Below are 24,184 nucleotides of genomic sequence, written 5' to 3' on the forward strand. Positions count from 1 at the left end.
GGACGGGTTTGGCGCGTCGATACGCTGTGCTGACTGTGGCACGATCTCGCCCCCCCGACGCGACATCCGGTGACAGCGAAGCACCGCCGCCTGCCGCGGACAGCGCAGCCTCGAGATCGGGCCCGGTGCAGGAGCGAGCCGTGCAGACCCGCGAGCGCATCCTGCGGGCGGCCATCGAGGTCATCCGCACCGACGGCGCAGCCAATCTCACGCTCGACCGGGTCGCGATAGCGGCCGGCGTCAGCAAGGGCGGTTTCCTCTACCACTTCGGCTCCAAGGATGCCCTGATGGCCGGGCTGCTCGACGAGACGCTCGCCGTGCTCGACGACGAGCTGGACATACGGGAAGCCCGGTTCCGGGCAGCCGATCCCGCCGCCCGTGGCACGTTCGCGCTCGCCTACCTCGACTACGTGCGCGAGCCCTACAAGGCCGCCGATGACACCTCGGCATCGATCCTGGCGGCCGCGGCGCTCGACGACGAGCTGCTGGCGAACACCCGGGCAACGTTCGAGCGCTGGCAGGAGCGCCTCATGCATGACGACAAGCTGGCCGAGACCGCCGGCCTGCTCGCACGCATCGTGGGCGATGGGCTCTGGCTGATCGACCTGTTCGGCCTCGCACCCCCGACCAAGGCCGAGCGCCACGAGGTGCTCGACCTCGTCTCCGCGATGATCTCCGATCACGACGGCCGTCACGACGGCACAGGGCCCGGCCCCGAACCCCCGCACGCCCGGCCGTAGACCGGCACGTCCAGCGGAGCGAGCGGCTCGTTTCCGAGCAGCAGGTCGGCGGCCTTCTCGGCGATCATCATGACCGGCGCGTAGATGTTGCCGTTGGTGACGGTGGGCATCACCGAGGCGTCCACAACGCTGAGGCCCGAGGTGCCCAGCACGTTCATGGTCGCCGGGTCGGTCACCGCCAGTTCGTCGGTGCCCAGCCGCGCCGTGCCCGCAGGGTGCAGCGCCGTCTCGGCGTCGCGTGCCACCCAGTCCATGATCTCGTGGTCGGACTGTGTGCCGGGGCCGGGCGACAGCTCGCCGTCGTTGTAGACCGCGAAGGCGGGCTGGTTCATGATGTGACGGGTGACACGCACGGTCTCGACCCACTCGCGCCGGTCCTGGGCGGTGGACAGGTAGTTGAATCGGATCGCCGGCTTGGCGGTGGGGTCGGTTGAGCTGATGCGCACCCAGCCGCGGGCATCGGAGTACATCGGCCCGACATGCACCTGGTAGCCGTGCTTGCTGACCGGTGCCGAGCCGTCGTAGCGCACGGCCAGCGGCAGGAAGTGGAACATGAGGTTGGGGTAGGCCTCGTCGGTGTTGCTGCGCACGAAGCCGCCCGCCTCGAAGTGGTTGGTGGCCCCCGGTCCCCGCCGTGCCAGCCACTGCAGGCCGATCCACGGGTGGCGCCAGCGCCGCAGGTGGGGCTGCATCGACACCGGCAGCTTCGAGGCGTACTGGATGTACACCTCCAGGTGGTCCTGGAGGTTCTCGCCCACGCCGTCCAGGGGCGAGACCACGCCGATGCCGTGCTGGCCGAGCAGCGCGGGGGAGCCCACGCCCGAGAGCTGCAGCAGCTGCGCTGAGCCGAACGCCCCCGCGCACAGGATCACGTGCCCCGCTCGGGCGACCCGGGTGCGGCCCCGCCGGCCCTTCTGCCGGTACTCGACTCCGGTTGCCCGGCTGCCGTCGAAGAGCACCCGGCTGATCAGCGCGCCGGTGCGGAGTTCCAGATTCCGGCGTCCCATCACCGGGTGCAGGTAGGCCTGTGAGGCGGACAGGCGCCGGCCGCGGTGAATGTTGCGGTCGAACGCTGCAAAGCCTTCCTGGCGGAATCCGTTCACGTCGTCGGTCAGCTCGTAGCCGGCCTGCTGCACGGCGTCGAAGAAGGCCTCGAACAGCGGGCTGGTGGCCGGGCCCCGCTCGAGCACCAGCGGGCCGTCGCCGCCGCGCCAGTCATCGGGACCCGCCAGGCAGGTCTCCATCCGCTTGAAGTACGGCAGGCAGTGCCGGTAGCTCCACGCGGCCATGCCGGGCTGGCCGGCCCACTTGTCGTAGTCGGCCGGGTTGCCGCGCTGGAAGATCATCCCGTTGATGGAGCTGGAGCCGCCGAGCACCTTGCCGCGGGCGTGGTACACCTGCCGCCCGCCCATGTGCGGCTCCGGCTCGGTCTCGTACTGCCAGTCGTAGAAGCGGTTGCCGATCGGCATGGCCAGCGCGGCCGGCATGTGGATGAGCACGTCCCACCGGTAGTCGCGGCGACCGGCCTCGAGCACCAGCACCCTGTTGGCAGGATCCGCGCTCAGCCGGTTGGCGAGCGCGCAGCCAGCCGATCCGCCGCCGACGATGATGAAGTCGTACAGGGGTTCGGTCACCGGATCACCTGCGGCTCAGCCTCTGGGGACATGCGGGACGAGCCCCGCCGGCGCCGGCCGTGGGAGGCCGACGCCGACGGGTCAGCGCCCTAGGAGGAAGTGAGCGCTGATGGGTTACTCGAGCCAGGCGCTCCAGGTTGCCTCATTGTCTGCGATCCAGGCCGCAGCGGCATCGTCGATCGACATGCCTTCGCCCTCGACGGCGGCCAGCATGGAGATCTGGTCGGCGCTGTCGTAGTTCATGGCCCGCAGGAAGGCGTCAGCTGCGGGGGCGTTCTCGGCCAGGCTCGCATCGATGATCTTGAACAGGACATCGGCGGGATAGTCGCAGTTAACACCGCCGGCGTCGGCCGTGGCGTAGCAGTCGTCGCTGTACTCGGGCAGCAGCACGTTGGTGAGGTCGTAGCTGTTGAACGCCGAGTGCGGTGTCCACAGGTACACCAGGATCGGCTCCTCCCGGCTGTAGGCAGCGTCGACGGCGGCCAGGATCGCAGCCTCCGACCCGGCGTAGACCACCTGCATCGGCAGGCCCAGGTTGTTGATGATGTCCTCGTCGTACTGGACGAAGCTGGGATCACCGCCCAGGAACTGCCCCAAGTCGCCGGTCTCGGCTGTGGCGTACAGGCCGGCCAGCGCCGGATCGGCGAAGCCTTCCCAGGTCGCCAGCTCCGGATGGCGCTCGATCATGTAGGTCGGCGTGAACCAGCCGATCTTGCCGACCGGGCCGAGCAGGCCCGCGTGGTCCACGTTGGCATCGGCGTTGTCGATGAAGTCGATCACGTTGTGAGCGTGGCCCGACGGCCACACCTCCAGCGATGCACTGATGTCTCCGGTGTTGATCGCAGCCCACTGGGCGTTCTCGTCGATGTCGACGATCTCGACGGCATAGCCGAGCTCGCTCTCGAGCAGCTGCGCAGCGACGGCCACGTTCAAGGTCGAGCCGTTCCACGGATTCGCGGCCAAGGTGATCGTGGTCTGGGAGCCCAGGTCCGGACCCTCATCGGCCGGCATCTCGGCTGGCTCTTCTTCCGCCATCGCCTCGGTGGTGGCGGCCGGCTCCTCGGCTGCGTCGTCGCCGTCGCCGCCGGTGCATGCCGCTGCGAGCAACCCGATGGCTGCAAGCAGCGCAATGAGCAGCTGCCAGCCGCTGAGTCCTCGCTGCTGGCGCAGTCGTGACAGGCGAGTTCGTTCGCCGGATTTGCGTGTTTCGGACATGGGCACCCCCCGGTGTGTGTCTCCCGCCTGTCGCCGGCAGGTGCCGGCAGCCCTCCCCGAGAGCGCTCGGCCCGCCGCCGGTCCGGCTGTCCCAGCCGACCCGGACCAAAACAGGCTATTTAGACGGTTTTCGAAACCTTAGCACGCCCGAAATTGACCTTGACCGCGCGCTGGTGCGCGTTGGGTTCGGGCGGGCGTACTGTTCGACTGATGGCTGCGCCCAACGTTCTGCTCGTGATGGCGGACCAGCTGGCGCCGCATTTCACCGGCACCTACGGCCACCCCGTGGTGCAGACGCCGTCGATGGACTCGCTCGCGGAGCGCGGTGCGCGGTTCGATGCCGCGTACTGCCATTCGCCGCTGTGCGCTCCGTCGCGGTACTCGATGATGACCGGCCGGGCGGCATCGCAGATCGGTGCCTGGGACAACGCGTCGGAGTGGAGTGCCGCAGCCCCCACCATCGCCCACTGGCTGAACCTGGCGGGCTACCGGACGGTGCTGTCGGGGAAGATGCACTTCGTCGGGCCCGACCAGCTGCACGGCTTCAGCCGGCGCCTCACCACCGACATCTACCCGGCGAACTTCGCGTGGACGCCCAACTGGGATGCGGCCGGCGAGCGGATCGGCAAGTGGTACCACAACATGGACAGCCTCTCGGGGGCCGGCCAAGCGCTCGCCACCTACCAGATCGACTACGACAACGAGGTCGGCTTCGCCACACGCCGCTGCCTGTACGACCTGGCGCGCGAACCCGACGACCGCCCGTTCTTCCTGGCGGTGGCGTTCATCCACCCCCACGACCCCTATGTGGCACGGCCCGAGTGGTGGAACCTCTACGACCACGACCGGATCGACCTGCCGGGACCGGTGCCCGCCGACTTCGATCCGCACACCGTGCGCATCCGGGCCGGCATCGAGGCCGACACCCGGGGGTGGACCGAGGAGCAGTGCCGCACCGCCCGCCACGCCTACTACGCCAACACGAGCTACTTCGACTGGTGGCTGGGCGAGCTGCTCGCGGTGCTGGACGAGACCGGCCGCGCCGACGACACGGTAGTGATCGCCACCGGCGATCACGGCGACATGCTCGGCGACCGGGACTCCTGGTTCAAGATGTCGTTCTTCGAGCGCTCGGCCCGCGTCCCGTTGGTGATGGCGGGGCCTGACGTCGCTGCGGGCACGGTGCCCAACGTGTGCTCCCTGCTGGATCTGGCCCCCACGCTGATGGATATCGCGGGAGGTCCGCCGGCTGAGCTGGGCGCACCGCTCGACGGCCGCAGCCTTTGGCCCGCGGCGACCGGGGGCGATGATCCCGTCGACGAGACCGTCGGCGAGTACATGGGCGAGCTGACGTCGCATCCCCTGTTCATGATCCGCCGCGGCCGTTACAAGTACATCCACTGCGATACCGACCCGCCGCTGCTGTACGACGTCTCGACCGATCCGGCAGAGCATCGGAATCTGGCGGGCTCGCCGGAGCTGGCGGATCTGTCGGCTGCGTTCGCCGCGGAGGTCACCCAGCGCTGGGATTCCGCCTCGATCCGTGAGCAGGTGCTGGCGTCCCAGCGTGCCCGCCGGGTAGTCCATGCCGCAGCAGCCGAGGGCTGGGACTACTCGCCACCTCGAGACCCGGCCAACGAGTACATCCGCGACCACATGGACTGGGCCGAAGCCGGCCCCAAGCTCCGCTACCCCATGAGCTAGCTGGGGCCCGAGCGGCCCGTGAGCCCGTATCGAATCGAACTCGGGAACAAGAGCGGGGAACCCGGGCCGCAACGCGGCCGAAACATCTCGGCAACAGCCCCGACCCGCGCTGTGCATCGAGCGGTCACGTCGGGGTGACTCCCGCGCAACACGCCATTCCTAGCTTCGCTGCATCAGCCACACATCTGGAGCCGAGTCGTAGGAGATTGGCCATGAAACGCAAGCTGTTCCTCATCGTCGCGGGCGCCCTCGGCGGCCTGTTCCTGTTCGCCGGGCCCGCCGGCGCGCAGGACGACTCGCTGTCCGCCGAGATGGTGCAGGCCGTGATGGACAACCTGTGGGTGTTCATCGCCGGCGTGCTCGTCTTCCTGATGCAGGCCGGCTTCGCCATGCTCGAGTCGGGCCTCACCCGCTCGAAGAACGTGGCCAACATCATGGCCAAGAACCTCGCCGACGCATCCATCGGCATCCTGGCGTTCTTCCTGGTGGGCTACGGGCTGGCCTACGGCGGCGACGGCAACAGTGCGTTCGGCTGGGGCTCGTTCGCCCTGTCGGGCGTCGACCTGTTCGACATCTCAGAAGGCCTGTCGGGTTCCACCGACTTCTTCTTCCAGGCCGTCTTCGCGGCCACGGCGGTCACCATCGCCTCGGGCGCCATGGCGGAGCGCACCAAGTTCAGCACCTACCTCATCTTCAGCCTCGTGACCACGGCGATCATCTACCCGATCGTGGTTCATTGGACCTGGGGCGGCGGGCTCATCGCCAACATCTCGATCGGCGACGCCGTCTACAGCGACTTCGCAGGCTCCACCATCGTCCACAGCGTGGGCGGCTGGATCGCCCTCGTCGGCGCCTGGATGCTCGGGCCTCGCATCGGCAAGTACGCAGCCGACGGCACCTCGCGCACCATTCCGGGCCACAACGTGACGCTCGCCATCCTGGGCGTGTTCATCCTGTGGTTCGGCTGGTTCGGCTTCAACCCCGGCTCGGAGCTCGCAGCCGACGAGTTCGTGATGTTCGTGGCGCTGAACACGGTGCTGGCGGCGTGTGCTGGCACGATCGGTGCGACAGCGCTGAACTGGCTGCGCACCGGCCGGCCCGACGTGCCGATGGCAGGCAACGGCGCGCTGGGCGGCCTGGTCGGCATCACTGCCGGCTGCGGCACGATGGATCCGTGGGGCGCCATCGTCACCGGCTTCATCGCCGGGCTCATCGTGGTGGGCGTGGTCGGCTTCGTGGACCGCAAGATGAAGATCGACGATCCGGTCGGTGCCTTCGCCGTCCACGGCGCGGCCGGCATGTGGGGCACGCTGGCCATCGGCCTGTTTGCAACCCACGACGATGCGTTCCTGGGCCGTGAGAACGCAGGCCTGTTCTACGGCGGCGGCATCGAGCAGTTGATCGTGCAGTTCCTGATGGTGGTGATCGTGGCCGTGTGGGTCATTGTGACCTCGATGATCCTGTTCGGGATCCTGAAGGCGACCATCGGGCTGCGAGTGTCGGCGGAGGAGGAAATGGTGGGTCTCGACGTTTCCGAACACGGGGGCCCAGGTATGGCGCTGGACGACGTGGTTTCGAGCGGCTGACACTCGGCCATGGGCTGAGTTGCCCAGCGGCACCATCTCTGCTGTCAGCGGAAGTCCCCGGGTCATCGCCCGGGGACTTCCCGCGTCTAGCTTCGACTTGATGTTCCGGCGGGCGCTCACGAACCTGGCGCGAGGGTTGGCTATGGGGGCTGCGGATGTTGTGCCGGGGGTGTCTGGTGGGACCGTGGCGCTGCTGCTGGGGATTTATGACCGGCTGGTGGGGCAGATCGCGCACTTGAGCGCTGCGGGGTCTCAGGCGTTGCGGGGTCGGCTTCGCAGCGCGGTGGCCATGGCTGGGCGAGCCGAGTGGGGGTTTCTTGTTGCTTTGGCGGCGGGAATCGGCGTTGCGATCGTGGCTCTTGTTGAGGTGGTGCGGCTGCTGATTGATGAGCAGCCGGTCGGCTTGTCGGCGGCGTTCTTCGGGCTGGTTGCGGTGACCGTGGTGGCTACGAGGTCGCAGGTGAGCCGTTGGCGTGCGGGCCTTGCGGTCATCTTTGTGGCGGTGGGGGTGGGGGTGTTCTTGCTGCTGGGGATTCGCGCGGGCAGCGTTGCCGATCCGGCTGCGGTGGTGATCGTCGGCGCCGGCGCGCTGGCGATCTGCGCCATGATCCTGCCGGGCATCTCCGGGGCGTTCGTGCTGTTGCTGCTGGGGCTGTACGACCCCATCACCGAAGCGGTATCCGATCGAGACGTCGGCACGGTGGTGCTGTTCGGGCTGGGCGCGGTGATCGGCCTCGCCGTGTTCTCACGGCTGCTGCAGCGACTGCTGGACCGCTGGCGCGACGCGATGATTGCCGTGCTGATGGGCCTGATGGCCGGTTCGCTGCGGGTGCTGTGGCCCTGGCCGGTGGGCGACGCCGATTCGGGCGGCTTCGGGAATGCTGCGCTCGGCGCGCCGCCTGCATCCGACCTGGCAGTGGCCGTTATTGCTGCGGTCGCTGCGGGTGCTGTTGCGGTGGCGCTGTATCGGATGGGCACCCGGCAGGCATCCCCGTAGGTTCGCCTGGCTGCTGTTTACTGAAACAGTTGCGCTACCGTCCGGCGCTGCTCACCTCGGATCTCCATGGCCACTTCTCTCGTCATCGTCGAGTCGCCCGCGAAGGCGCGCACGATCTCGCGCCTGCTGGGCGACGAGTACGTGGTGGAGTCGTCCGTGGGTCACATCCGCGACCTGCCGCGCAATGCCTCCGAGGTGCCCGCCGCCTACAAGTCAGAGTCGTGGGCGACGCTGGGCGTCAACCCCGACGACGGCTTCAAGCCGCTCTATGTGGTGACGGCCCGGGATCAGGTGCGGCGCCTCAAGTCGCTGCTGCGCACCGCGGATGAGCTCTACCTCGCGACCGATGAGGACCGCGAAGGCGAGGCCATCGCGTGGCACCTGCTCGAGGTGCTGAACCCGCAGATACCGGTACGGCGCATGGTCTTCCACGAGATCACCGCCGCGGCGATCCGCGATGCCATCGACAACCCCCGCGACCTCGACCGGCGGCTGGTGGACGCGCAGGAAGCTCGGCGCATCTTCGACCGCCTCTACGGATATGAGGTCTCGCCGGTGCTCTGGCGCAAGGTGGCGCCCCGGCTCTCGGCGGGGCGGGTCCAGAGCGTGGCCAACCGGCTCATCGTGGAGCGCGAGCGGGAGCGGATGGCCTTCCGGGCCGCCGAGTACTGGAGCATCACCGCCACGCTCGACGCCCAGCCCGGCACCGGTGCCGGTTCGTCTCGCGCCGCGGAGCGGTTCGACGCGTCGCTGGTGTCGTTGAACGAGCGCCGCATCGCCACCGGTCGCGACTTCGATCAGCAAGGCCAGCTGCGCGCGGACTCCGTGTCGGTGCTCGACGCCGACGCTGCGGCGTCGCTCGCCGGTGCCTTGACCGGGGCGCAGTTCGCCGTGACCTCGCGCGAATCCAAGCCGTACCGGCGCCGCCCGCCGGCGCCGTTCATCACCTCGACGCTGCAGCAGGCGGCCGGTGCCCGGCTGGGCTTCTCCGCCTCACGCACGATGGCCGCCGCTCAGCGGTTGTACGAGAACGGCCGCATCACCTACATGCGCACCGACAGCACCACGCTGTCGGGCCAGGCGCTCGGCGCCGCACGGCGGATCGTCGCCGGCCGCTACGGGGCAGACAACCTGCCGCCCAAGCCCCGCATCTACACCCGCAAGGTCAAGAACGCCCAAGAGGCGCACGAGGCGATCCGTCCGGCCGGCGAGAGCTGGCCGGCGCCCGGCGGCGTCACCGATCTCGGCGGCGACGCCGCCCGGCTGTACGACCTCGTGTGGCAGCGCACGGTGGCCAGCCAGATGATCGATGCAACCGGCGAGACAGTCACGATCAGGCTGGCCGGCACGGCAGCCTGCGACCTGGCGCCGGCACTGTCGCAAGGCTCGCCGGCGGCCGGGCGCCACAGCGTCGAGCTGTCCGCCGCCGGCACCGTGGTGCGCAGTCCCGGCTTCCGGCTCGTCTACGCACCGCCGCCGGCCGGTGCCGATGAGGAGCCCGAGCGCATCCTGCCCGACCTCGACGCGGGCGATGCAGCAACGGCGGTGTCGCTGGAACCTGCCGAGCACCGCACGAGCCCGCCGGCCCGGTTCACCGAGGCGTCGCTGGTGCGGCGGCTCGAGGAGCTGGGCGTCGGCCGGCCCAGCACCTACGCCAGCATCATCGAGACCATCCAGGCGCGCGGGTACGTGTGGAAGAAGGGCTCGTCGCTGGTGCCGGCGTTCACCGCATTCGCCACGGTGGGACTGATGGAGCGGCACTTCGATCACCTGGTCGACTACGCGCTCACCGCCCGCATGGAGGAGGACCTCGACGAGATAGCGAGCGGCGAGCGCGACGCCCAGCCGTGGCTGACGGCGTTCTACTTCGGCGATGAGGGCGCCGCCACGCCCGAAGCGACCGGCGGCCTGCGCTACCTCGTCTCCGACGACCGGCTGGCAGACATCGACCCAGCCGAGATCAACAGCATCCCGATCGGTACCGATGCCGACGGCGAGTCGGTGGTGGCGCGGGTGGGACGCTTCGGGCCGTACCTGCGGCGCGGCGATGCCACCCGGCCGCTGCCGGACGATCTCGCGCCCGACGAGCTCACCATCGAACGGGCGCTCGAACTGCTCGCCGCGCCCACCGAACGGGTGCTGGGCACCGACCCGGCAAGCGGCCTCGACATCATCGTGCGGCCCGGGCGCTTCGGGCCGTACGTCTCGGTGGGTCGGCCCGACGAGACCGACGACCGGCCCCGCACAGCCTCGCTGCTGTCCGCTCAGTCGCCCGAGACCGTGACGCTGGAAGACGCGCTGCAACTGCTGACGCTGCCGCGCGCCGTCGGCGTCGATCCGGCAGACGGCGCCGAGATCACGGTGCAGAACGGGCGCTTCGGCCCCTATCTCACCAAGGCGCCGGTCGGCGACGCCAAGGCAGAGAACCGCAGCCTCGAATCGGAGGAGCAGCTCTTCACGCTCACCTTGGACGAGGCGCTGGCGCTGCTCGCCCAGCCCCGCCGCCGCCGGGGCCAGCAGGCGGCCAATGCGGGCCGCGAGATCGGCCAGGACCCCGACAGCGGCAAGCCGATGGTGCTGAAGGACGGCCGCTTCGGCCCGTACGTGACCGACGGCGAGTACAACGCGTCGCTGCGCCAGGGCGACGATGCCGATACGCTGAGCGTGGAGCGCGCGGCCGAGCTGCTGGCGATGCGGCGTGCCAAAGGCCCGGCGAAGAAGCGTGCGGCCCGGCGCAAGCAGCCCGCCCGGAAGAAGTCGCCGGCAAAGAAGAAGTCGCCGGCAAAGAAGCGCGCCGCCAAGAAATCGCCCACCCGCAAGCGCGCTGCGAAGAAATCGCCTGCCAAGAAGAAACCGGGATAGCAGGGAGCGTCCGGCTTCTAGCCTGCTGAGTGCCATGGATTCGGACCGCTCGATGCAGTCGTTCGGGGGCTCGGGGGTACCTGACGCCGACGCTGAAGCCGTCGACGACCCGGACGCAGGGGCCGAGGCGCCGCAGCCGGGCTTGTTCGCAGCGCCGGGGTTCCTGCGCCTGTGGGTCGCGCAGGTGGTGAGCTCGTTCGGCGACTGGATCGGGCTGCTCGCCACCATCGAGGTGGCGCGGCGCATCGGCGGCGATCAGCCGGGCTCCGCCATCGCACTGGTGGTGACGGCGCGGGTGCTGCCGGGCTTCTTCCTGGCATCGGCCGGCGGCATCATCGTGGATCGCTTCAACCGCAAGCGCCTGCTGGTGATCTGCGACATCGTGCGGGCCAGCGTGCTGCTGACCATCCCGTTCATCGACCGGGTGTGGCTGCTGGTGCTGGCATCGCTGGCGCTGGAGCTGGCCACTTCGCTGTGGAGCCCGGCCAAGGAGGCGATCGTCCCCAACATCGTGCCCGCCCAGCACCTCACCGCGGCCAACTCGCTGGGCCTGGTGGCCGCGTATGGCACGTTCCCGCTGGGCGCCGGCGCCTTCGCCCTCATGGCCAAGCTGGGCGAGCTGATCGGCTGGACCGACATAGGCCAGGTGGAGATGTCGCTCGTCCTCGACTCGGCCACCTTCCTCATTGCCGCAGCGATCATCGCCACGCTGCCGCTGTCGCCGCACATCACCGCAGCGCATCGCAAGCGCGACACCGGTCGCCGCATCGACTGGCGCCAGGGCTTCCGCGAGCTGCGCGAAGGCTGGGACTTCATCGCCCTCAACCCGCAGGTGCGTGCCGTGCTGGTGGGCCTGGGCACCGGCATGATCGGCGGCGGCATGCTCGTACCGCTGGGAGCGGTCTTCAACGACGAGGTGCTGGGTGCCGGCAGCGCCGGCTTCAGCTCGATCCTGGTGGCGATGGGCCTGGGCGTCGGCGGCGGGGTGGCGCTGGTGACGCTGCTGCAGAGCGCCGCGAACTACCTCGGCCGCCAGTCCGCGCTTGCCGCGGAGGGGCGCGCCCGGCTCTTTGTGTTCTCGGTGTTCCTCGCCGGTGCCTCGCTGATGTTTGCCGCCTCGGTGTCCATCACGCTGCTGGTGCTGGCTGGGGTGCTGCTGCTGGGGCTGGCGGCCGGCTCGGTGTACGTCACCGGGCTGACGCTGCTGCACGAGAACGTGGAGGAGGTGCTGCGCGGGCGGGTCTTCGCGGCCATGTACACGCTGGTGCGCTTCTGCCTGCTGATCTCGATGGCGGCTGGGGGCTTCCTGTCGGACGGCTTCCAGTGGCTCTTCGAGGTTGCGTTCGACAACGAGATCCGCGTCGGCGACTCGGTGCTCGCGCTGCCCGGGGTGAGGGGAGCGCTGTGGCTGGGTGCTCTGTTGATCCTGATGGCAGGCGTGCTGGCCGCCCTGTCGCTGCGCAGCCGGCAGGGCGAGGGGCGCCGGGCACCGCAGGCCGCGGGGGACAGCTCATGACCGGCCGCGGCCGCTACATCGCGCTGGAGGGCTTCGACGGCAGCGGCAAGTCCACGCAGGCCGAGATGCTGGCGTCCCACCTCGATGCCGTGCTCACCCGCGAGCCGGGCGGCACGCCGCTCGGCGAGGCGCTGCGGGAGGTGCTGCTGCATGCCGCGCCCGACGAGGCGCCGTCGGCCCGGACCGAGGCGCTGCTGTTCTGTGCCGATCGGGCGCAGCACATTGCGACGGTGGTTTCGCCCGCCCTGAGTTCGGGCCGCGATGTTGTCACCGACCGCTCCTACGGCTCCACGCTGGCCTACCAGGGCTACGGACGGGGGTTGCCGCTCGACGAGCTGCGGGCCTTGATCGACTACGCCTGCCGCCGGCCCGCCGATGCTTCCGACGAACTGCCTGACGTCGTGCTGCCCGACGTGGTGGTGCTGCTCGATGTGCCGCTCGCGGACTCTGACCGGCGCGTTCACCGGCTGGACCGGGTCGGCGGCGAGCAGATGTCGCTGCTCGAAGGCGACTCAGACGCCGATCCCGACGCCGACGAGCTCGACGGTGACGGGCCGGATCGGCTGGAGGGCGAGGCGTTGGAGTTCGCGCTGCGGGTGTGGCGCAGCTATCGCGAACTGTGCGACGCGGAACCCGATCGCTGGGTCCGTGTGGACGCCACCGGCAGCGTCGACGAGGTGGCTGAGCGGGTGCGAGTCGCGATCGGCGAGCATCCCGCGATGGCGGACTAGAGCGTTCGCCGTGGCATCGGAAGACGGCACCGACGAACCGGGAGAAGCGTCGGAGCACGCTGCGGCCGAGCCGGCCCCGCTGTCGCTGTTCGACTTCGGCGACGCCGCGCCAGCGCCCTCACCGCCGCCGGAGTCGCCAGCACCGTCCGATGACCTGCCAGAACCGCCCGATGAGGCGCCGCAACAACCTGACCGCTCGGCGCCTGCGAGCGAATCGATACCGGCTCCAGCCGGGATGCCGGCAGCGGACGAGCTCTCGGTTTCGCCTGCCCCGCCATCGATCGACGAGCCGGCAGCGGCCGAAGCGCCCGTGGACGAGGCGCCGGTTGGCAACCTGCTCGACGGCATCGTGGGCCAGCCGGCAGCGGTTGAACGGCTGCAGGCAGCGCTGGCCTCGCCGCTGCCCGCCTATCTGTTCGTCGGCCCCGCAGGCGCCGGCCTGCGCGGCGCAGCGTGCTGCTTCGCTGGCGAACTGCTGGCGGCGCGCAGCCCGACCCCCGAACGCGAACGCCGCCTCGCGCTCGCCGAGCAGCATCCCGACCTGCTGATCTTCGACCGTGTCGGTGCGGCCATGACGGCCGAGCAGGCCCGCGAGGCGGTGCGCGCCGCCGCGGCTGCGCCTGTCGCCGGCGAGCAGAAGGTCATCGTGCTCTGCGACGTCGACCGTGCCGCGCTCAGCGCGCCGATCCTGCTCAAGTCCGTCGAGGAACCGCCGCCGTCGTGCGTTTTCGTGCTGCTCGCGGAGGAAGTCAACCGGTCGATGGAGACGTTGGCCTCCCGCTGTGCACGCGTCGACTTCGAATCGCTGGGCAACGCCGACCTGCAAGCGCTGCTCATTGCCGAGGGCATTGAGCATGGCCGTGCCAGCTTCGCTGCGGCTGCTGCCGGCGGCTCGATCGACCGTGCTCGGCTGCTCGCCTCCGACGACGACGCTGCCGTGCGCATCGAGACGTGGCGCGGTCTGCGGGGCACCCTGAACGGCACGGCATCCGCAGCGATGGCAGCAGTGGATGCCGCGCTGGAGGCAGCCGAGCAGGCCGCCGCACCGCTCGAGGCCCGCCGAGAAGCCGAGCGAGCAGCGGCCGACGAGCAGGCCGAGCTGTACGGCACGAATGTGGGCCGCAGCTCGCTCGACGAGCGTCACCGCCGCGAGCTGCGCCGGGTGCGCACCGACGAGATCACGATGGGCTTGGCCGTGCTGGCAGCGCAGATCCGCGATGAATCCGGCAACGGCGGCCTGCGTGCAGAGGCAGCGGCGGGGCAGCTGGATGCCATCGGTGACGCCGCCGAGGCACTGCGCTTCAACGCCAACCAGCGCCTAGCGCTCAGCTGCCTATTCATCCGCCTCGGCCACTCGGGCCTGTAGCGCTCCGCGCACAAGAGACGGCCGCCGGGGCGCCGGCGAGCCCGAGGTGGGGATTGAACCCACGACCTGCTCTTTACGAGAGAGCCGCTCTGCCACTGAGCTACTCGGGCAACGGGCGGCTCACGGTAGCAGCGGCAGGTCGCCCTCCCGATGGGGTTCTGGCGCAGTCGACCACTACTATCTGCGCCATGGAGCTCCTTGGCGCGCAGGTCTGGCACTACTGGTTGGCGGTCCCGCTGACCATCGTGACGGTGCTGACCGTTTTCAAGCTGGTCGCGGGCTACGTGCAGAAGGTGGTTGCGCCGCGGTACCCCAAGCGCTGAGCCACACAGTGAGCGATCCCGCCGACGAGCACGTCGACTGGGAATTGGCGCGCCGCATCGCGGTGCGGGTCGCAGGCACCGAGCCGCTGTACCAGTCCTACCTCGCTGAACCGTTGCGGCAGGACTTCGCCCGCTTCGTGCCGGTTGCGGCTGAGCTGGTGGCCATCGAGACCGGGCTGGAGACGCCGGGCGAGGCGCACGCAGAGGTGATCGACCGGACGGGCTGGATCGACGCCAACATCGCGGCGTTCCGGCGGCTGCTGCAACCGCTGCTGGGCGCATCGGCCGGTGCCGACGGCACCGCCGAGACCTCGCGGGTGACGCAGACGCTGGGAGCGGTGGAGCTGGGCTCCGTACTTGGCTGGATGTCCAAGCGGGTGCTCGGCCAGTACGACCTGCTGTGGGCCTCCGATGACGACACCGCGCCGGCAGGCGGCTCGGCGGGCACAGCGGGAGACACGGTCTACTTCGTCGGCCCGAACATCCTGGTCACTGAGAAGCGCTACGCATTCGTCCCGGCTCAATTCCGCCTGTGGCTGGCCCTCCACGAGCTGACACACCGCTCGCAGTTCACCGGTGTGCCGTGGCTGCGGCCCCACTTCCTGCATCTGGTGAACGGGCTGGTCGACGAGGCCCAGCCCGATCCCGAGCGTGTGCGCGAGGGTCTCCGCAGCCTGATGTCCCTGCGTCGCAGTGGTTCAGGCCAGGACGGCCAGAACGGCCAAGACCTGCTGGGCGAAGGGGGGCTCGCCGCAGTGTTCGCCACCGACCACCAGCGCGAGCTGATCGCCCAGGTGGGCGGCATGATGAGCCTGGTGGAAGGGCACGGCGACGTCACGATGGCGCGAGCCGCCCGCGGGCACATCCCCGATGCCGACCGGTTTGCCGTGGTGATGCACCACCGGCGTCGCAATGTGCGCGGCATGGCGCGGCTGATCCAGCGCCTGCTGGGCATCGAGGCCAAGCTGGCGCAATACCAGGCCGGTGAAGACTTCATTGCCGAGATCGAGGCCGAGCGCGGCCCGCGGGCGGTGGACAGGATCTGGGAACGCGTCGAGCACCTGCCGTCCATGGCGGAGATCCGCGACCCTCAAGCCTGGCTGGAGCGTGTCCCCGCGGCCTGATCGAGCCGCTGGACCCCGCTCGCCGCGGGTGACGGCAGCAGGCGCCCCTTCCGCGCCACCCAGTTCTGCTGGCGATGCGTCAAGGGGCTCAGACGAACTCGAATGCCTGGTGGACCGGTGCACGTTCGACGACATCGAGGGCCCTGAACTGGTGTGCGCAGTGTCGGGCGGCGCCGATTCGGCTGCGCTGCTGGTGCTTGCCTGCCGGTTTGCCCAGCGGAGCGGCAGCGGGATCACCGCCGTCTCCGCAGTCCACATCGATCACGGGCTGCGCGAAGCGGGCAGGGCGGAAGCGGCGAGAGTCGAGGCGCTGTGCGACCAGTTCGGGGCGCGGTTCAGCGTGATGCACCTCGACCTTGCCCCTGGGGCGAACCTGCAGGCGCGGGCTCGCGAGGCCCGCCACGCCGCGCTCGGCCCCCATGCGCTGCTCGGCCATACCGCCGACGACCAGGCAGAGACAGTGCTGCTGCAGCTGCTGCGCGGCGGCGCGCTCGATGCGCTCGCCGCCATGAGAGCCGACCGGCGGCCGCTGCTGGGGCTGCGGCGCACCGATACCGAGCGGGTCTGCGAGCTGGTCGGCTACGAGCCCGTCCGTGATCCATCCAACGCCGACCCTCGCTTCTGGCGCAGCCGTGTCCGTCACGAGGTGATCCCGCTGCTGTGCGACATCGCCGGGCGTGACGTGGTGCCGTTGCTGGCCCGTGGATCCGGGCTGGCGGCTGCCGACGCCGACCTGCTGGACGTGCTGGCGGCCGACATCGATCCCACCAGTGCGTGTGAGCTGCGGAATGCGCCGGTGGCCCTGGCCCGGCGAGCCATCCGGTCGTGGCTGCGTACCGATCATCCGCCCGACGCCAGCGCAGTCGAGCGGGTGCTCGAGGTGGCCCGACACACCCACCGCGCCACCGAGGTGGGCGGCGGGCGGCGAGTCAGCCGCTCGGCCGATCGGCTCCGACTCGAGCAAGCCGTTCCGCCATCGGAAACGCATAACCGCTAAGTTCGGCTCACGTGGCAGGGGCATCGGCTTCAGAGGAATCCCACAGCGACCTCGGCTCGATGCTCGCCAGCGACCCCGCCGTCGGCGAAGTGCTCGTGTCGGGCCCCGAGATTGCCGCACGAGTGGCCGAGTTGGGCGCGCAGATCACCACCGACTACGCGGGCCGCCAGCCGCTGCTCGTAGCGGTGCTCAAGGGGGCGGTGATGTTCGCCTCCGATCTCAGCCGTGCCATCGACTTGCCGGTCGAGATGGATTTCATGGCCGTGTCGTCGTACGGGAGCAGCACCCGATCCAGCGGCGTCGTCCGCATTCTCAAGGATCTCGACATCGACATCGCGGGGCGTGACGTGATCCTGGTGGAGGACATCGTCGAGAGCGGTCTCACGCTGTCGTACCTGCGTCGCAGCCTGCTGGCCCGCGGTCCTGCCAGCCTGGCGGTTTGCTCGCTGCTGACACGCGAGCACAACGGCAGCCTGAACGGGCTCGTCGACTACATCGGATTCCGCCTGCCGCCGGTGTGGGTGATCGGCTACGGGCTCGACCTGGCGCAGAAATATCGCAATCTGGCGGAGATTCGGGCGTACGACTCCTCGGTCGACGACGGCAGCTAGAGCTTGCTCGACAGCGCCGTGCACCGCCGGATCGGCACCGGTACATTCGGCGGCAGACGCGCACTGAGGCATGGCGAGCGCGTGCGACGCTCCGAGGGACGGCGAGCAATGAGAGGGAAGTGGGCGGAGGGCATTCAGCCCCGCAACTTCAACTGGGTCGTCGCCGACCGCCTGGCGGTGTGCGAGCGTCCTGGCGGCTATGGCGCCAGCCACCGGCGCGTCCGCCGTCAGGAGGAGATCATCTGGCTGCGGCGTCACGAGTTCGACATCGTCGTGTCGCTGATCTCGGCGCCGCACAACCTGCACAACTACGACGAGCTGGACATGCCCTACCTGCACCGGCCGTGGCCCGCCTTCGACGACCTGGGCGAGTATCTGCAGTCGGTCCATGACGACTTGGAGCGGCTGGCCGGCGAGCGCAAGCGCGTCATCCTGCACAAGGAGCGCGTCGGCGAGGATGTCTGCGGGTTCGTGGCGTCGTATCTCCTGCTGTCGGGCAAGGTGCCCACCGGTCCCCAGGCCACGGCCATCACCGAGCGGATCTTCGGCCAGCGAGTCGGCCCTGAGGGGCGGCGTGTGGTGGACGTGGCGCTGAGCATTCTCCCCGGCCAGGGCGCAACGAGCTGAGCACTGCAGTGACCGACTGCATCGACTGCATTGAGTTGCGCGATTTGCGGGTGACGTGCGTGATCGGGGCGCTGGCGCATGAGCGCACCGCGCCGCAGCCGCTCAGCATCGACGTTGATCTCTACGCCGATCTGAGCCGGGCGGGAGCCACCGACGACCTGGGCCTCACCGTCGACTACGGCGCCGTGTGCGACCGCATCGTGGCGCTGTGCGAAGACGCACAGCCGCAGCTGCTCGAACGGCTGGCCGAGCTGATCGCCGGGGAGCTGTGCGGCATCGACGGCGTGACCGCCACGACGGTCACGGTCACCAAGCTCCGCCCGCCCGTAGCGGCCGACCTCGGCACCAGCGGCGTGCGCATCACCCGCCGCCCGGCGTGAGCCAGTCCAGCACGCGGGCGTTCATAGGGCTGGGTGCGAACATCGGCAACCCCGCCGCACAGCTGGCAAATGCCCTCGACTCGCTGGATGCCGCTGGCGTGCTCGTGGCTGTCTCGGGCGTGTACCGCAGCGCGCCGATCGGCCCCGAACAGCCGGAGTTCCTGAACCTCGTGGCCGAGCTGTCGGTGCCCGACGGCCCCTACGAACTGCTGGCCCGCTGCCAAGCCCTCGAAGCCGCGGCACGGCGGGTGCGCCGTGAACGCTGGGGCCCGCGCACGCTCGACGTCGACGTACTGCTGTTCGGCGACGTGGAGATGCGCGACCCCGAGCTGCAGATCCCGCACCCCCGCCTACGCGAGCGCCGATTCGTGCTCGACCCCCTCGCAGAGCTGGCACCCGAGCTGGTCACGCTCGGCGAACTGTCAGCCGTCGCCGACCAAGACTGCGAGTACGTCGGCACCGTCGAGCTGCTGCACCAGCTCGCCACCGCCTCGCCGGAGCAACGGCAGGACTAGCCCTCGGGAATCGGCGGCGCGTCGGCTCGCAGGATGAACAGGCCCTCAGCGTTGACGCAGAGGCCTTCGGGGCCATGCACCTCGGCGTGCTGGACGATCTTGCGGCCCGACGTGCTCTCGATCCACGCCCGCAGACGCAGCGGTACGTCCAGCGGGGTCGCGGCACGGTAATGAACGGTGAGCCGGCCGGTATATGCCTGCCGGCCCCGCATGCGGTTCAGCGCCCCCATCAGCTCGTCGATGATCAGCGCCACCACGCCGCCGTGGGTGCGCTCGGGCGGCCCGGCGAACATGGGGTCCACCACCGCCTCGCCGGTCACGGCGTCGTCGGACTCCTTGAAGTACCTGACGTTCACCGAAGCCGGATGCAGCGTGCCGCCGCCGATCGAGAACGGGTCGAACTCGATCTCGTCGCCGGGTTCGAGCGGCAGCGGGAAGTACTGCCCCTCGTAGATCTCGCGGAGGTAGGGCCGCGAGAGCATGTCGTCGATCTTCACCCGCAGCGTGCCCTGCTCCAGCCGCGCCGCGGTGGCCTCGACCGTGGCCGTGATCTCGTCGAGCACCTCGTCGTCGACCCGCCGGTTCGCCAGCGCCTGGTTCAGCCGTCGCATCGCGGCAGCCGCTCGCTCGACCGCGCTCCAGTCGTGACCGGGCTCGACCGTGGCGCCGAGATCGCTCGGTGAGTCGTGCTCGGTCACGGGCCGAGACGCTATCTGTGCGGCATCTGTGCAGCCCCGACGCCTGCCCGCCGCGGCCGGCCGTGGCTCGCCGCAGCGCGGCGGCATACGCTCGCCTCATGCGGCGCACCATCTTCGACGACGAGCACGAGATGTTCCGCGAGACGGCCAAAGCCTTCGTGGAGCGCGAGATCGTCCCCAACCACGAGAAATGGGAAGCCGACGGCAAGATCGACAAGGCCATGTTCCGCAAGGCGGGTGATGTGGGCTTGCTGGCCACGGCCGTCGACGAGCGATACGGCGGCGGCGGGGTTCTCGACTTCCGCTACAACGCCATCGTCAACGAGGAAGTCCACGCGTCGGGCGCGGCCAGCTCGGGGCAGTGCATGACGCTGCACAACGACATCTGCCTGCCGTACTTCATCAACCTCTGCAATGACGAGCAGGCCGAACGCTGGATGCCGGGCCTCGCCAGCGGCGAGCTGATGAGCGCCATCGCCATGACCGAGCCGGGGACCGGCTCCGATCTGGCCTCGATCACCACCACGGCGGTGCGCTCGGGCGACGGCTACGTGGTGAACGGCGCCAAGACGTTCATCACCAACGGCATCAACTCCGACCTGGTGATCGTGGCGGCCAAGACCGACCCCACCGAGAAGCACCGGGGCATGTCGCTGATCGTGCTGGAGGAGGGCATGGAGGGCTTCGAGCGGGGCCGCAATCTCGACAAGCTGGGCTTGAAGTCCCAGGACACGGCCGAACTGTTCTTCGACGACGTGTTCGTGCCCGAGGAGAACCTGCTCGGCGGCGAGGGCAACGGGTTCCTGCACCTGGTGCGGAACCTGCCCCAGGAACGCCTGTCGATCGCGGTGGGCGGGGTGGCGCACGCGCAGGCTGCGTTCGACTGGACGGTGGACTACGTCGGCGAGCGCACGGCGTTCGGACAGACCATCGCCTCGTTCCAGAACACCCGCTTCGAGCTGGCCGAGATGAAGACCGAGCTGGACATTGCTTGGGTGTTCGTGGACCGGCAGATCGAAGCGCTCAATGCCGGGGAGCTGACCGCCACCGATGCCGCCGAGGCCAAGTGGTGGGTGACCGAGATGCAGCTTCGGCTCATCACCCGCTGCCTGCAGCTGTTCGGCGGCTACGGCTACATGAGCGAGTTCCCGATCTCCAAGGCGTACGCGGACGCCCGGATCCAGACCATCTACGGCGGCACCACCGAGATCATGAAGGAGATCATCGGCCGCGAAGTCTCCGGCACCCGATAGGCAGAGGCCATGCGTGAGATCAGTTCAGTAGCGATCATCGGCGCGGGCACGATGGGCGCCGGCATCGCCGCCGCGTCTGCAGCGGCGGGGTGCCGGGTGCTCGTGCTCGACAGCGACGAGGCCGCGGCGCAGCGTGCACTGGACGGCGTCGACCCCGAATGCCGGGATCTGGTCGGCATCGGCACAGTCGACGACCGGCTCGACGACATCGCCGGCTACGACTGGGTGTGCGAGGCGGTCATCGAGGATCTGGCCACCAAGCGCGAGCTGTTCGAGCGGCTCGAAGCCGCGCGCAGCGACGGCTCGGTCATCTCGTCGAACACGTCGGGCATCCCGTTGCGCCAGATCTCCGATGGCATGAGCGAGCGCTTCCGCCGTGATGTGGCGATCACCCATTTCTTCAATCCCGTGCGGGTGATGAAGCTGTTCGAGCTGGTGCCCGGCGAGGACACTGAGCCCGAGGTGATCGACGCCTTCGCCCGATTCGGCGCCGAGCGTCTCGGCAAGGGCGTGGTGCACGCCAAGGACACCGTCAACTTCATCGGCAACCGCATCGGCTGTTTCTTCATGCTGTCGGGCCTGCACATGGCCAAGCCGTTCCTGGCCGACGGCATGACCCAGGAGACCATCGACGCCGTGCTGGGCGCGCCGGTCGGGCTGCCGCCCACGGGCCTGTACGGGCTCATCGATCTCATCGGCCTCGACGTCATGGAGCTGGTGGGCGCCAACCTGGCCCAGAACCTGCCGGCAGGCGACCGGGGGCTCGAGTTCACTGCGTTTCCCGCAGCGGAACAAGACATGGCCGACCGGGGACAGCTCGGCCGCAAGACCGGCGGCGGTTTCAGCCGGCGGACCAAGCTCGACGACGGGTCACGCAAGGCCGAGACGTTTGATCTCCTGACCGGCGAATGGCGTGCCGCCTCTGCGCCTGATCTCGAGGGCGTGCCCGCAGACCTGGGCGAGGTGATGTTTGCCGACTCCCCGCAGGGCGAGCTGGCTCGGCACATCTTCGGCGGCACGCTGGCCTACGCGGCCGACCTGGTGCCCGAGATCGCCGACGACATCGCGAACGTCGACAACGCCATCCGCTGGGGATTCAACTGGGTGCACGGCCCGTTCGAGATGCTCGACCACCTCGGCCCCGGCCGGGTGATCGACTTCCTCCGAGGTGTCGGTGCGCCGCTGCCGGCCATGCTCGCCACGCTCGAAGCGTCAGGCCGGCCGACGTTCTACAGCGAGGCCGCTGACGGCACCCGCACCCAGCTCATGCCCGACGGCGCTGTCACACCAGTCGAGAGCTGAGGCGCCAACGGCCCGCGATCAGCGGGCGGGGCGGACGATGGCGTCGGTCATGCGAACCGCCTGCATCATCTCCGCAGCGTCGTGCACTCGCACCACGTCGATGCCGGCGCAGATGGCGGCCACGATGGTGGATGCCGTCCCGAAGAGGCGATCGCCGGGCTTGGTGTCGGTGACCGCGCCGATGGTGGACTTGCGCGACGTGCCGATGAGCACGGGCAGCTCCAGCGACCAGAATTCGGGCAGGCGGCGCATCATCTCGAGGTTCTGCGACACACCGAAGCCGAAGCCGAAACCCGGGTCGACGACGATCCGATCGGTGCCGACACCGGCGTCCGCACAGATCTGCAGGCTGGCTTCCAGCCCGGCGGTCACATCGGCGACGAGATCGGTGTGGGGCCGGCCGCGCTGGTTGTGCATGATGACGGCGGCCGCTCCGCGTTCGGCCACCAGCGGCGCCATGTCGGGATCGAGGCGGAAACCGGTGATGTCGTTCACCACCGACGCGCCGGCATCGAAGGCGGGCGCCGCCACGCCGGCCCACGTCGTGTCGACCGAGATCGGCAGCTCGGCCCCGATGCGGTCGAGCTCGGCCCGGACGGCTCCGATGACCTGCACGGCGCGGCGTCGCTCCTCCTCCAGCGGAGTGGGCTCGGCGCCGGGCCTGCTGGACGCGCCGCCCACGTCGATGATGTCGACGCCGGCTGCCACCAGCTCTCGTGCCAAGGCCAGCGCATCGTCGAGCCGATCGGCGACGCCGTCGCCGGAGAACGAGTCGTCGGTGGCGTTGATGATGCCCATCACGAACGTGCGGGTGCCCCACTCCCAGCACGGGCCCCGGCCGGCGTCCCACACCGGGTGGCGGTAGCAGCGTCGCACCGGCCAGAGAGGACCCATTTCGGGCACGCTCAGGATCGGCCCGCGGCGCCCGCACGCGAGGCGATCGGCGGCAGCGTCCCGAGCAGATTCGACGCCGCGGCCCGCAAGCCGACCACCGCCGGCGTCGCATCAAGCGGGGCCAGAGCGTCGAGCGCGTCGTGCACGTAGCCCTGCGCTGTGTCCACCGACGTGGCGATCTCGGGGCTGTCCACCACGATCGCTCGGGCTCGATCCCTCCGCTCGTCGTCCAGCGGCTCTCCCAGCAGCGCCGCCAACGTCTCACGGGACGGATGGCCGTCAGCCAGCATCCGGATGACCGGCAGCGTGTACACGCCCTCGCGCAGATCGTTGCCCGAGGGCTTGCCGAGTTCCTCGTCGGTAGCCACCAAGTCGAGCACGTCATCGACGATCTGGAATGCCATGCCGTACGCGAGGCCGAAGCTGGTGAGACGTTCCAGCGACCGGGAGTCAGCGCCCGAGACCAGCCCGCCGATGCGGCACGAAGTGGCGTACAGCTCCGCAGTCTTGCCCTGGATGGCCAGCAAGTACTGGTCCTCGGTGCGGCTGCGGTCATAGATCAGCTGCAGCTCACGCACCTGCCCCTCGCACAGCCGCCCGATGGTGGCGGCCAGCAGCGCGGCCACGTCGGTCCCCAGCGACGCTGCGAGCTCCGACGCCTTGGCCAGCAGGAAATCGCCCGCCAGGATCGCCTTGAGGTTCCCCCAGCGATGGTTGACGGCCTCGATGCCGCGTCGTGTCTCGGCATCGTCCATGACGTCGTCGTGATACAGCGAGCCCAGGTGCACCAGCTCCACGGCCACGCCGCCGCGCACCATCTCGTCGGTGACTGCTGGGGGCGCGGCGCCCTCGGGATCGAGCGCCAGCGCCGAAGCGATGACAAACGCCGGACGCAGGCGCTTGCCGCCCGCAGGGATCAGATGCGATGTCACCTCGGTGAGGAATTCGTCGCCGGTGACCGCGGCGGCGCGCAATGCCGCTTCGACGCGGGCCAAGTCGTCATCGGGACGGGGTCGGGTTTGCAGGGGCGAAAGCAACGCCACGGCGCAACCGTAAACGACAGCGACAGCAGGGAGCGATCCGACAAGGCATCGTTACACTGCGATCAG

22 protein-coding genes and 1 tRNA gene are annotated in these 24,184 nt (G+C 69.5%); 17 read left to right on the forward strand and 6 right to left on the reverse strand.

Annotated features, from left to right (window positions below; translation table 11 throughout):
* Positions 1–35: 35 nt before the first annotated feature.
* Positions 36–740, forward strand: a complete 705-nt coding sequence (locus ACOGI8_RS01915) for a TetR/AcrR family transcriptional regulator (protein WP_419855214.1) — start codon at positions 36–38, stop codon at positions 738–740.
* On the opposite strand, the gene betA is transcribed toward ACOGI8_RS01915, so the two are convergent.
* Entirely contained in the window at positions 692–2,374 is a 1,683-nt protein-coding gene (betA, locus tag ACOGI8_RS01920; protein WP_419855215.1) for a choline dehydrogenase, read from the reverse strand. The two genes, ACOGI8_RS01915 and betA, sit on opposite strands and share 49 nt — an antisense overlap.
* Before the next feature lie 114 nt (positions 2,375–2,488).
* Positions 2,489–3,589 carry a glycine betaine ABC transporter substrate-binding protein gene (locus ACOGI8_RS01925; RefSeq protein ID WP_419855216.1) on the reverse strand — a complete coding sequence of 367 codons (1,101 nt, stop codon included), beginning with the start codon at positions 3,587–3,589 and terminating at the stop codon, positions 2,489–2,491.
* A 210-nt stretch (positions 3,590–3,799) separates the two neighbouring features.
* Here ACOGI8_RS01925 and betC point away from each other — a divergent pair, with 210 nt between their 5' ends.
* The 7 genes from betC to ACOGI8_RS01960 all read left to right on the forward strand — a co-directional run bounded on the left by betC (position 3,800) and on the right by ACOGI8_RS01960 (position 14,351).
* The gene (betC, locus tag ACOGI8_RS01930) at positions 3,800–5,293 is read left to right on the forward strand and encodes a choline-sulfatase (protein WP_419855217.1); all 1,494 of its coding nucleotides are present in this window, start codon (positions 3,800–3,802) and stop codon (positions 5,291–5,293) included.
* A gap of 212 nt (positions 5,294–5,505) precedes the next feature.
* Complete coding sequence (locus ACOGI8_RS01935) at positions 5,506–6,879, forward strand: ammonium transporter (RefSeq protein WP_419855218.1); 1,374 nt, start codon at positions 5,506–5,508, stop codon at positions 6,877–6,879.
* Between the two features lie 142 nt (positions 6,880–7,021).
* On the forward strand, positions 7,022–7,876 hold the full coding sequence (locus tag ACOGI8_RS01940) for a DUF368 domain-containing protein (protein ID WP_419855219.1): 855 nt from the start codon (positions 7,022–7,024) through the stop codon (positions 7,874–7,876).
* A gap of 66 nt (positions 7,877–7,942) precedes the next feature.
* Complete coding sequence (gene topA / locus ACOGI8_RS01945; protein WP_419855220.1) at positions 7,943–10,738, forward strand: type I DNA topoisomerase; 2,796 nt, start codon at positions 7,943–7,945, stop codon at positions 10,736–10,738.
* Between the two features lie 34 nt (positions 10,739–10,772).
* On the forward strand, positions 10,773–12,254 hold the full coding sequence (locus ACOGI8_RS01950; RefSeq protein WP_419855221.1) for an MFS transporter: 1,482 nt from the start codon (positions 10,773–10,775) through the stop codon (positions 12,252–12,254).
* A complete protein-coding gene (gene tmk / locus ACOGI8_RS01955) occupies positions 12,251–12,985 on the forward strand; it encodes a dTMP kinase (RefSeq protein WP_419855222.1) in 735 nt (244 codons plus the stop codon). The genes ACOGI8_RS01950 and tmk overlap by 4 nt, the downstream gene beginning before the upstream one ends.
* Before the next feature lie 10 nt (positions 12,986–12,995).
* On the forward strand, positions 12,996–14,351 hold the full coding sequence (locus ACOGI8_RS01960) for a hypothetical protein (protein ID WP_419855223.1): 1,356 nt from the start codon (positions 12,996–12,998) through the stop codon (positions 14,349–14,351).
* Between the two features lie 38 nt (positions 14,352–14,389).
* Here ACOGI8_RS01960 and ACOGI8_RS01965 read toward each other — a convergent pair.
* A tRNA-Thr gene (locus ACOGI8_RS01965) sits at positions 14,390–14,461 on the reverse strand.
* A 78-nt stretch (positions 14,462–14,539) separates the two neighbouring features.
* Here ACOGI8_RS01965 and ACOGI8_RS01970 point away from each other — a divergent pair.
* The 7 genes from ACOGI8_RS01970 (at position 14,540) to folK (ending at position 18,928) form a co-directional block, all read left to right on the forward strand.
* Positions 14,540–14,674, forward strand: a complete 135-nt coding sequence (locus ACOGI8_RS01970) for a hypothetical protein (RefSeq protein WP_419855224.1) — start codon at positions 14,540–14,542, stop codon at positions 14,672–14,674.
* Between the two features lie 8 nt (positions 14,675–14,682).
* Complete coding sequence (locus tag ACOGI8_RS01975) at positions 14,683–15,798, forward strand: zinc-dependent metalloprotease (RefSeq protein WP_419855225.1); 1,116 nt, start codon at positions 14,683–14,685, stop codon at positions 15,796–15,798.
* A 109-nt stretch (positions 15,799–15,907) separates the two neighbouring features.
* Complete coding sequence (gene tilS, locus ACOGI8_RS01980) at positions 15,908–16,795, forward strand: tRNA lysidine(34) synthetase TilS (protein WP_419855226.1); 888 nt, start codon at positions 15,908–15,910, stop codon at positions 16,793–16,795.
* A 59-nt stretch (positions 16,796–16,854) separates the two neighbouring features.
* Positions 16,855–17,406 (forward strand): hypoxanthine phosphoribosyltransferase, encoded by a 552-nt coding sequence (gene hpt, locus ACOGI8_RS01985; protein WP_419856351.1) that lies wholly within the window; start codon positions 16,855–16,857, stop codon positions 17,404–17,406.
* Positions 17,407–17,514: 108 nt separating this feature from the next.
* Entirely contained in the window at positions 17,515–18,033 is a 519-nt protein-coding gene (locus ACOGI8_RS01990) for a hypothetical protein (protein WP_419855227.1), read from the forward strand.
* An 8-nt stretch (positions 18,034–18,041) separates the two neighbouring features.
* Complete coding sequence (gene folB, locus ACOGI8_RS01995; protein WP_419855228.1) at positions 18,042–18,413, forward strand: dihydroneopterin aldolase; 372 nt, start codon at positions 18,042–18,044, stop codon at positions 18,411–18,413.
* Positions 18,410–18,928, forward strand: a complete 519-nt coding sequence (gene folK, locus ACOGI8_RS02000) for a 2-amino-4-hydroxy-6-hydroxymethyldihydropteridine diphosphokinase (RefSeq protein ID WP_419855229.1) — start codon at positions 18,410–18,412, stop codon at positions 18,926–18,928. The genes folB and folK overlap by 4 nt, the downstream gene beginning before the upstream one ends.
* On the opposite strand, the gene ACOGI8_RS02005 is transcribed toward folK, so the two are convergent.
* Positions 18,925–19,626 carry a PaaI family thioesterase gene (locus tag ACOGI8_RS02005; RefSeq protein ID WP_419855230.1) on the reverse strand — a complete coding sequence of 234 codons (702 nt, stop codon included), beginning with the start codon at positions 19,624–19,626 and terminating at the stop codon, positions 18,925–18,927. The two genes, folK and ACOGI8_RS02005, sit on opposite strands and share 4 nt — an antisense overlap.
* Positions 19,627–19,724: 98 nt before the next feature.
* Between ACOGI8_RS02005 and ACOGI8_RS02010 the strand changes: the two genes are divergently transcribed.
* Both ACOGI8_RS02010 and ACOGI8_RS02015 read left to right on the forward strand, forming a co-directional pair.
* Positions 19,725–20,879: an acyl-CoA dehydrogenase family protein gene (locus ACOGI8_RS02010; RefSeq protein WP_419855231.1), complete on the forward strand. Its 1,155-nt coding sequence runs from the start codon at positions 19,725–19,727 to the stop codon at positions 20,877–20,879.
* A 9-nt stretch (positions 20,880–20,888) separates the two neighbouring features.
* The gene (locus ACOGI8_RS02015; RefSeq protein ID WP_419855232.1) at positions 20,889–22,181 is read left to right on the forward strand and encodes a 3-hydroxyacyl-CoA dehydrogenase family protein; all 1,293 of its coding nucleotides are present in this window, start codon (positions 20,889–20,891) and stop codon (positions 22,179–22,181) included.
* Between the two features lie 18 nt (positions 22,182–22,199).
* Here ACOGI8_RS02015 and folP read toward each other — a convergent pair whose 3' ends face one another.
* On the reverse strand, positions 22,200–23,075 hold the full coding sequence (folP, locus tag ACOGI8_RS02020; protein WP_419855233.1) for a dihydropteroate synthase: 876 nt from the start codon (positions 23,073–23,075) through the stop codon (positions 22,200–22,202).
* A gap of 11 nt (positions 23,076–23,086) precedes the next feature.
* The gene (locus ACOGI8_RS02025; protein ID WP_419855234.1) at positions 23,087–24,118 is read right to left on the reverse strand and encodes a polyprenyl synthetase family protein; all 1,032 of its coding nucleotides are present in this window, start codon (positions 24,116–24,118) and stop codon (positions 23,087–23,089) included.
* Positions 24,119–24,184 lie beyond the last annotated feature (66 nt).

Source organism: Candidatus Poriferisodalis sp. (assembly GCF_965204195.1).
GTDB lineage: Bacteria > Actinomycetota > Acidimicrobiia > Acidimicrobiales > Poriferisodalaceae > Poriferisodalis.